The following is a 9,074-nucleotide window of genomic DNA, read 5'->3' as shown; positions in this document are numbered from 1 at the left end:
CTAAAGTATTGACAGAAAAGAAACCGGAACCCGTCGAAAGCGGGATTCCCAGTGAAACAAATATCATTAGCGAGACAAGCAAACGAACTCTGGACAGCGAAAGTCCGGGAGTTGCAATCATCGTACGTGGTGTCAGTGGCAATGAACCATTGGCGTTACCGATTCTTCAGCAAAATTTACGCTCATCATCTTTGAATCCATTAGCAGCCAACCTGCAAAAACAGGATCTGCCTGCTGAATCAACCCGGAAAGATCTGGAGCACTTCGTTTTTGATAAACAACTGGTTCTCGTTGTCCGTCCTGTTCCCGCAGATTTGTTTGCATTTGCCCAGACACTCAAATGGGGTAAGGTAAAAGAGATTGATCTACAAAACCGAATTATTACTGTCGATGCCCAGTTACAGGAACTCAACTCTCTGGCACTCCGGGATAAAGCAGCATCCATGCAGCCGGCGTCGCCAGCCAATGCCTCAGCGAATTCAGACCCACTGAAAAATAATCCAGATCTGAACTCTTCAGAGCCTGCGATGAAACAACCTGAGAACAAATCGGCAGTTTCGGACAAAGAAACGAATGACCGCGACTTAAAACCACGATCAGGTGAAGAAACAATCGACTGGGCACTGCGCGTGATTGCCGGGACCAGCCCTTTTGCACATGATACTGCCTGCAAAAAATTGGCCAGCATGAAGCCGGATAATAGTCATCTTCAACAGGTTTCCTCCGTTCTGGCTGCGACGTTACCTTTAGCAAAAGAAGGTTTCCGCATGAAGGAACATGTGAACGCGATGGCAGTCTGGTACACCGACGAAGCAACACTGACATTTGCAGCATTACTCTCTGATGAGAGGTCAGTGCTGGTCCGTGAAGAAATTATTGAACTACTTCCAACAATCCGTTCAGAAACAACCGCTGAGGTTCTTGTTGGCCGCTTATCAAATCGGGAAGACATGAAAGATGCCCGCAGAGCACTCCGATTCATGGGGGAAATCGCGGAAAAACCGGTCATCAAGTTATTGAATCACCCGGATTCTTCACTACGGATTGAAGCTTGTAATATATTACAATCCATCGGCACGCAGGAAGCGTTAGATGCGCTGCAAAAGCAAGCTGAAATCGAAGATTCCATTGTTGTTAAACAACTGCTTTCGAAGACACAAACCGACATTAAAAAGAAGTTGGCGACAACAGATAAATAAATCATCTCGTTTTGTGTTTATGGCTTGCGAATTAAATCATCCGGCTCCGGAACCCAGGGTTAATAGCCGGCAGCCGCCCCATGTTTGCGAGAATCGCTATGGCCGCGTAAACCATCTTGTTGTCGGGAAACAGCCTGCGATGCAGCCAGGCTGGAACTCTTTTTCGTAGCATGACCGAATTGTTTCATTTTATCTCCGACCTGCTCGAACAGTTCGGTTTCCAACAAAAGATCGTCGGGCATCCATTGGTGATGGATACGAGGAGATTCAACAGCTTGCTCCGGATGCATCCCAAACACGATCATGTTCAACAAAACCTGCAGCGTGCTGGAAATGATTCTGGGACCACCGGAAGCACCTGCAGAAAAGACTGCTTTTCCGTCTTTGACGGCAATGGTAGGTGACATACTGGAAAGTGGCTTTTTGCCGGGTTCAATTTCATTTGCTTTACTCTGAATTAAGCCAAAGGCATTGGGTTTTCCTGAAATTGCTGCGAAGTCATCCATTTCGTTGTTCATCACGATCCCATATTCCGGAATCACAACATAACTGCCAAACGTCAGGTTAATCGTCTCGGTACAAGCGACAGCATTTCCTGCAGCATCCATGACTGACAGATGACTGGTCCCTCCATCCTGTGGCGGAAGATAACGGCCATACTCTTTCAGTGATTTTGTTTGCTTCGCATCGATGCGCGAAGCGAGCTGGTCTGCATATTTCTGGTTCGTCAGTCTCTCGACTGGTACCGGAACAAAATCCATGTCCCCCAGATATTCTGCACGATCCGCAAATGCGTGTTTCATGACTTCCGTCAATAAGTGAATCTGCTGCGGTGAATGATATTCCAGCTTTGCAAATGACTGATTCAACAGCTTGTTTTCTAATGAATGAATCATGTTAAATGATTCAATAATGGCGATGCCTCCACTGGAAGGAGGAGGCATCGTCAAGATCGTATAGCCGTTAAATGTGGTTGTCAGCGGTTTACGAATGATCGGTTGAGTTTCGATTAAATCCTGATGGGTCAGGAGGCCTCCATTCTGCTTCCCGCAAACGGCCACCAGGGCATCGGCGACAGGTCCTTCGTAAAAACCGGCCCGACCATTTTCGGCGATCAATTCCAGAACTTTCAACTGAGGACTGAAAAACCGATCCTGATCCTTCCAGGGCTGGCCTTGATTCAGATACTCATCAATCAACGCCGGAAATTGCTTGGAGTCCAGGGAGCCTTTTTTAATTCGCTCCAGCATCGAACTCTGTACGGACCGCATGTGATCGTTGATGCGCACCCCTCTTTTGGCCATCAAAATCGCCGGTTGCATCACCGTCTTCAAATCCAGTTTTCCATATTCCTTAACAGCATAACACAACCCGGCGACAGTGCCTGGAACGGCAATCGCCAGCGGTCCCTGACGGCTGGCAAGTTTGCGCTGCTCTTCATTGCCTGGTAATTTCGCATACATGTCCGGAGTCGCAGCGGCAGGCGCACGTTCCCGGTAATCGATCACAACAGACTTCTGCTGCTCTGCGTCCCAGATCACCATGAAACCTCCTCCGCCCAAACCACAACTGGCCGGCCTGAGGACGGAAAGCGCAAAGGAAGTGGCCACCGCGGCATCTACGACATTCCCACCCGCTTTGAGAATCACGATACCAGCAGCACTGGCTAACGGATGATCTGCGGCAACAACTGCCTGCTCATAGACTCGTTTCTTCTGATCAAGGGGAGGATCCGCCGAGAATCCCGGCTGTGAGGAATCCAGAACGGCAGAGACTAACATAAAGCATAACATCTTATTGACATAAGATTTATGGCTTAAAATATTTAAAAACATACCTTACCCTTTAAGCAGATTTCTCACTGGGACTGCAATTGTCAGAATCGGATCAGACAATCTGTTTCTGCCGCTCGAAGTCTGGTTTCTCTCTGATTATACTATGCGACCTGTCTTCATTGATTTCCAGATCCAATCTTGGAAAATCCTTGTCAGATGGGACATTATGAATGCAGTCCGCTTTTTAAAGTATCTGAACATTAACTCGTTATTCCACCCCTCTGTGAAGCAGTGACTTGCGCGATACTAAACACCCATTAAAACAATAGCTGTAAAATTATGACACTCAGCAAACTCAATTCTCCCAAAAGCGACAAAACATGCCAACTGGTCACACTTGGCTGTAAGGTCAATCAATACGAAACGCAACTCGTAAAAGAAGCTCTGGAAAAGAACGGGTATCGCGAAGCGTCTGAAAGCGAGACCGCAGATTTGTGTGTTGTCAACACCTGCACAGTCACAGCTACCGGTGATGCGAAAGGACGCAAGCTGATTCGCCAGCTCTCAAAAAATAATCCGGGAACAAAAATTCTTGTGATGGGCTGTTATGCTACTCGAGACCCAAAGACGGTTTCAGAATTACCTGGGGTTTTTGAAGTCGTTACCGACAAGCGGGAACTGCCTGACATTCTGGAACGACACGGAATCGTGGATATGCCAACCGGCATCTCTGAATTCGAAGGACGCAAGCGGGCTTATGTCAAAGTTCAGGATGGATGTATCCTGCGATGCACCTACTGCATTATTCCGTCAGTCCGCCCTGGATTGCAGAGTCGTTCGCCGCAGGACATCGAAGAGGAAGTCCGACGTCTGGTGGGAAATGGCTTCAAGGAAATTGTTCTGACGGGTATCCATGTCGGTCATTTTGGCGTCGACACCACTCGTGGTAAATCGGGTAAGGCTCCGTTTCGACTCTGGCACTTGTTTCGCAAACTGGATCAAATCCCCGGCGACTGGCGAATGCGACTTTCCAGTGTGGAAACCGCGGAGATCAATGATGATTTTATTTCGGCAGCCGCTGATTGTGAACACCTTTGTCCACAGTTTCACCCTTCGCTTCAAAGTGGATCAGATACAGTGCTGCAACGCATGAAACGCCGCTATTATGTCAGCCGTTTTCTGGAAAAACTGCAGATGATGCGAGAACGACTGAATCACCCCGCATTCACGACCGACGTGATAGTAGGATTTCCGGGAGAAACAGACGCTGAATTTGAAGAAACGTTACGTACCTGCCAGGAAGCTGCCTTCATGAAAATTCATATCTTCCCCTTCAGCGCAAGAAAGGGGACGCCAGCAGCGACGTATGAAAATCAGGTTTCCCCTGAAATTCGCCAGGAACGTTGTCAGCAACTTGCTGAGCTCGAACGTAAATTAGCGCAGAATTTTTATCACACATTAATTGATCGAAACCTACAGGTTTTGATAGAACGAGTATGTACTGAGCTTCCAGGATGGGTGCGTGGCACAGACCGCTGGTATGCCCCCGTGATTTGTCGGGGCACAAAAGCCGACCTGGGAAATTTTGTGAATGTACGTGGTGTCAGAGATCACCATGACTATCTCGAAGCAGATCGCATCTCACCATAAAATTCAGCTCCCCGGCTTCGAGCTGATTCATTTTTGAAAAGTCGATCAAAGATTATTACAAAGAAAGATTTTGAGTGGCATTGTTAATTGCGATTGAAGGCATTGATGGATCAGGCAAAGGGACACAGGCGGGCAGGCTGCATGCTAAATGCCAGGAGCAGGGTATTGTTTCCAGTCTGATTGGTTTTCCCCGATACGATCAAACATTATTCGGAAAGTCCATTGGAGATTTCCTGAATGGACGTTTCGGACAGCTCGATGAAGTGAATCCATTTCTCGCGTCCCTGCTTTATGCCGGCGATCGATTTGAATCGCGCGATCATATTTTTAAAATGATCGAGTCAAGTCAGGTCGTCATTTTGGATCGCTATATTCCTTCGAATATCGCACATCAGGGGGCAAAACTGTCTGGCGGTGAACGAGCTGAATTTATTCAATGGATCGAGCAAATCGAGTATGAAATTTACCGCATGCCTCGGCTGGATCTGGCTATTCTATTAGATTTGCCTGCAGACGAGGCTCAAAAACTCGTTGCAGAAAAACAGGCACGCTCTTACACCGAAAAGGCAGCTGACCTGCAGGAAGCCGATCAAACCTATCTGGCTAACGTCAGGCAAGTCTATCTCCAATTGGCCGATGTGAATCAGCATTGGCGAAAAATTAACAGCCTGCATGAAAATCAACTGCGGTCTATTGAAGAGATTGGAATCGAAATCTGGTCTCATGTTTCCGCTTTACTCTAAATGCCGACGCAGATTCAGAGGTTTGTTCAGATCCCATTTGAACACAAACCAGACTCTCTTAATCTTAATGAAAGCTGAACGCAAAATATACTTGACCTGCTTAGGGAAAAACCTGTCTAATATCAGCGTTCTTTGATCTTTGGAAGGGAGACAGGAATTGTGAAACGGGCTCCAAGCCAAATGACATTGCGAGAAATGTTTTCGGACACGGAACGACTCGCAGCTGAACTGGTGGAACACCTGGAATTGGGATTCATCCCGACCAATGAACAATTAATTCGCCTGGTCCGTGTCGTTCCTGACGGAATTGATCAGCGACAGGTAGAAGATATCAGCGTGCGAAATCAAGCTGCTGAATTATTAAAATGCGATCATTTTACGCAGGAACTATTCGAGAAGCTGGATGAATACCTGAAAGCCATTGACCAGTCCGTCAATCAGATCATTACTGGCAAATAACTTCTCCGTCTCTAAATTCATGTCGCTGCCGCCTCAAGCGGCGCGAATTCTTCGACAAGTTTTTTAGCACTCTGCAGACCATCAACAGCCGCAGACACAATACCGCCGGCATATCCCGCACCTTCTCCCACAGGATATAAACCACGGAACCCGGGAGCCTGATATGATTGCCTGTCGCGATCGATTCGTATGGGAGAGCTGCCACGCATTTCAGGTCCGACCAGCACTGCATTCTCTAAAAATGCACCACGCCATTTCTGATCCATGATCGGCAAACCGTTCTGAATTTGAGAGATGACAACGGGTGGGAGTACCTGAGTCAAATTTGAAGCGGCGACTCCCCTTTGATAAGTGCCGCTATATCGAAAACCGGCGTCTGTTTTTCGATTCTTAAGAAAATCACCAGGACGCTGAATCGGGCAGAAATAATTTTTCGCTCCCAACTCAAAAGCAATTGCTTCGTATTTTCTCTGAAGTTCCATCCCAGCCAAAGGGTGATCGCTCCCGAATTCCTCGGGATAGATCGTCGTCATGATTCCACTATTGGCAAACCCAGTGTCATGCCGTGAATTGCTCATCCCGTTTGTACAAAACATATTCGGTTCTGAAATACTGGGCATCACAATTCCGCCGGCACACATACAAAAAGTATAGAGATCCCGTTTGCCTTTTGTGATCATCGTGTAATCTGCGGCCCCCAGAAGTGAAAGGTATTCCTCACGGCCGTATTTGTGTTCGTTTACCTGTTCCTGCGGCTGTTCAATCCTGAGCCCCAGCTGAAAAGCCTTGCGAAACATGGGAACTCCCAGATCGTATAACATTTGATACGTATCGCGGGCACTATGACCGATCCCCAGAATCACATGCGATGTTTTGAGATAGCCTGAAGATGTCATGACCCCCTGGACTTGACCATCGACAACATCAATCCCTTCAAGCCGGCATTCAAACCGGAATTCTCCCCCCATCGCGTCAATCTTGCGACGAAAGTTTCGACAGATCATCGGAAGTTTATTACTCCCTAAGTGAGGACGATGCTCATAGGCAATGGAAGGACGCGCTCCACAATCGATAAATCGCTCCAGTACCCACTGCACATCAGGGCCACTTAATCGACAGGTCAGTTTTCCGTCACTGAAACAGCCAGCGCCTCCCTCTCCAAACAGATAATTATTTTCACTTTGAAAATCATCTCCTTGATCGAAGCGCCTGATTTCAGGGACACGCTCCTTGACCGGAAACCCACGTTCAATAATGATGGGGCGATATCCTTTTAAAGTCAGAAAATAGCCGGCTAATAACCCGGCAGGCCCCGAACCAACGATCACTGGTCGTTCTTCAAGCGGCGAAATGCCACACGCAGGGTCAATAAATGACTCTTCAGAATAAGCTTGAACTGATAACTCTTCGCGATGATTTCTCAGGATTCCTGATTCATCCGGCACATTTACTTCAGCCGAATAGACAAAGCGTAAATCCTGGCGCGAACGGGCATCCAGACTTTTTCTGAGAATTCGATAGCTCTGAATCTCTTCCGGGCCGATCCCCAAATTTTGTGCAATGTGATTTGCAAGTTCTTGTTCGGGAATTTCGACGGGTAATCGAATATTGGTAACTTTAAGTGACATATAGCTTAAACCGGAATCGAACAAGCGCAGAAACAAGACGTGAGATCATGTCAAGCAACTCAACATGTTATACCGATTAGGCAATCGAATGCAATTTTGTCACTTCGAAACCATCAGAAAAGCAGAAAATACTTTGAAAAGCGTGCATCCCAGGCACTGATCAGGCTGCTTTCCTGAACGAAACGATTTCCTCACTTGTCGTTTCCGAAACAAGTTGGTTCACTTCCCGTTCCAGGACTTCCATTTTTTCTTGAACCAATTCTGTGTAGTAGTTCATATCTTCTCGAGAGATATTTTCCGGAACCTCAATCGGTTCTCCTACCAGATAATAGACTTTGGAAAATGGTTTGGGAATCCAGATACTTGTCCAGCTTCCCTGAAACTTCCAGTAACGCGTGGCTGTAAACGCGGTCGGGATCACGGGGCGTCCGGAATGTGACGCCAGAAAAACAATTCCGGGCTTCATTTTATGATGAGGCCCACGTGGGCCATCAGGGGTAATCACGATATGTTTACCCTCGGCCAGTTTGATTAATTTTTTAATCGCGCTGGCTCCTCCCCGACTTGTGGAACCGCGAATTGCCCCCATGCCGGCTGCTTTTAACATCGCCTCTATCGTATCCGCATCTCGATGCTGACTGATCAGCGCCACACTGTTATGTTCCACCGCGCAAAACAGTGGAGGAATAACCGAGTCATGCCAGACACTATATAAAAACCGATCAGAACCTGTATCGGCAAAAGGGCATCGTTGAATACTGTCGCCAACGTACTCGAGACGTGTCGTCTTAAAGATCAATCGAATCAAAATCACAACCAGAGAATTGATCACACTCAGCAAAGTTCGACTCTGAATTTTCAACCGATGACTCCTGTACGGCAGATGCAATGATACTTCGTAGAATTACGCATTGTAATGATGTTTCAATCTGCGCAAATCCCAATTCTCAACTCGGTAATCAGAACCAGGAAAGCAGCACCATCCTGCCGCCATTTGACGTAAACACCCCATTTTCAACAGGTTTTGCGGGAATTCATTACGACGGCGGTTCCTCGTCCAGACTAATGTCTAGTGCTTCCATCCGGCGATACAATTTTGCTCTGGTCAGTCCCAGCAGTCTGGCTGCTTCCGTGCGATTATTTTTCGATTGCTCTAAAGCAAGTATGATCTGTTCTGACTCAACCTGGTGGAGCGTTTCCTCCAGAGGTTTGATGGCAGAGGACAATGCAGGTCCCAGCATTCGCGCATCAATGCCTGTCTTTAGCCGCAATGGCAACGATTCCTGAGTAATCAGCAACGTCGAAGTCGCCTGGAACGCCGCTTGGATCACTTTTGTCAGTTCGTCCAGATTTGCAGGCCAGAAGTAATCCTGAAACTGAGAAAGCACGCCGGGAGCAAAACCGCTCACCTGTTTCTCCTGATAGCGATTTTCATTTTCCAGAAAATGCTGCGCCAACAGTTCCAGATCGGCCCTGCGCTCTCTTAAAGGTGGAACTTTGATCTCCATCGTCGTGATCAGAAAGTAAAATTCAGGGAGCAGCAATTCCCGATCCAAAAGTTCGGGCAAAGAAAGTGAACTGGCCGTTATCAAGCGTATGCTGTCTTTCGGAGATGCCGAT

The 9,074-nt window shown here is 47.4% G+C and carries 8 protein-coding genes; 4 read left to right on the top strand and 4 right to left on the bottom strand.

All coding sequences use genetic code 11. From position 1 onward, the window contains the following. On the top strand, nucleotides 1–1,199 hold a 1,199-nt coding region (locus Q0294_RS07915; protein ID WP_299462985.1), incomplete at its 5' end, for a HEAT repeat domain-containing protein. A gap of 59 nt (nucleotides 1,200–1,258) precedes the next feature. On the opposite strand, the gene ggt is transcribed toward Q0294_RS07915, so the two are convergent. Continuing rightward, nucleotides 1,259–2,980, bottom strand: a complete 1,722-nt coding sequence (gene ggt / locus Q0294_RS07910) for a gamma-glutamyltransferase (RefSeq protein WP_299462981.1) — start codon at nucleotides 2,978–2,980, stop codon at nucleotides 1,259–1,261. A 333-nt stretch (nucleotides 2,981–3,313) separates the two neighbouring features. Here ggt and mtaB point away from each other — a divergent pair, with 333 nt between their 5' ends. The 3 genes from mtaB to Q0294_RS07895 all read left to right on the top strand — a co-directional run bounded on the left by mtaB (nucleotide 3,314) and on the right by Q0294_RS07895 (nucleotide 5,826). Beyond that, nucleotides 3,314–4,624 carry a tRNA (N(6)-L-threonylcarbamoyladenosine(37)-C(2))-methylthiotransferase MtaB gene (mtaB, locus tag Q0294_RS07905; protein ID WP_299462978.1) on the top strand — a complete coding sequence of 437 codons (1,311 nt, stop codon included), beginning with the start codon at nucleotides 3,314–3,316 and terminating at the stop codon, nucleotides 4,622–4,624. A 74-nt stretch (nucleotides 4,625–4,698) separates the two neighbouring features. Further along, the gene (locus tag Q0294_RS07900; protein ID WP_299462975.1) at nucleotides 4,699–5,367 is read left to right on the top strand and encodes a thymidylate kinase; all 669 of its coding nucleotides are present in this window, start codon (nucleotides 4,699–4,701) and stop codon (nucleotides 5,365–5,367) included. 180 nt (nucleotides 5,368–5,547) lie between these two features. Next, complete coding sequence (locus Q0294_RS07895) at nucleotides 5,548–5,826, top strand: hypothetical protein (RefSeq protein ID WP_299462972.1); 279 nt, start codon at nucleotides 5,548–5,550, stop codon at nucleotides 5,824–5,826. Between the two features lie 17 nt (nucleotides 5,827–5,843). Here Q0294_RS07895 and Q0294_RS07890 read toward each other — a convergent pair whose 3' ends face one another. The 3 genes from Q0294_RS07890 to Q0294_RS07880 form a co-directional block, all read right to left on the bottom strand. After that, nucleotides 5,844–7,454: an FAD-dependent protein gene (locus tag Q0294_RS07890; protein ID WP_299462969.1), complete on the bottom strand. Its 1,611-nt coding sequence runs from the start codon at nucleotides 7,452–7,454 to the stop codon at nucleotides 5,844–5,846. A gap of 160 nt (nucleotides 7,455–7,614) precedes the next feature. Beyond that, a complete protein-coding gene (locus Q0294_RS07885) occupies nucleotides 7,615–8,316 on the bottom strand; it encodes a lysophospholipid acyltransferase family protein (RefSeq protein ID WP_299462967.1) in 702 nt (233 codons plus the stop codon). 175 nt (nucleotides 8,317–8,491) lie between these two features. Continuing rightward, a partial coding sequence (locus tag Q0294_RS07880) for a helix-turn-helix domain-containing protein (RefSeq protein ID WP_299462964.1) occupies nucleotides 8,492–9,074 on the bottom strand: 583 nt, incomplete at its 5' end.

The organism is uncultured Gimesia sp., from assembly GCF_937919775.1.
Classification (GTDB): Bacteria; Planctomycetota; Planctomycetia; order Planctomycetales; family Planctomycetaceae; genus Gimesia.
Note: the sequence above shows the minus strand (reverse complement) of the source record. Positions and strands in the feature narration are given on the sequence as shown.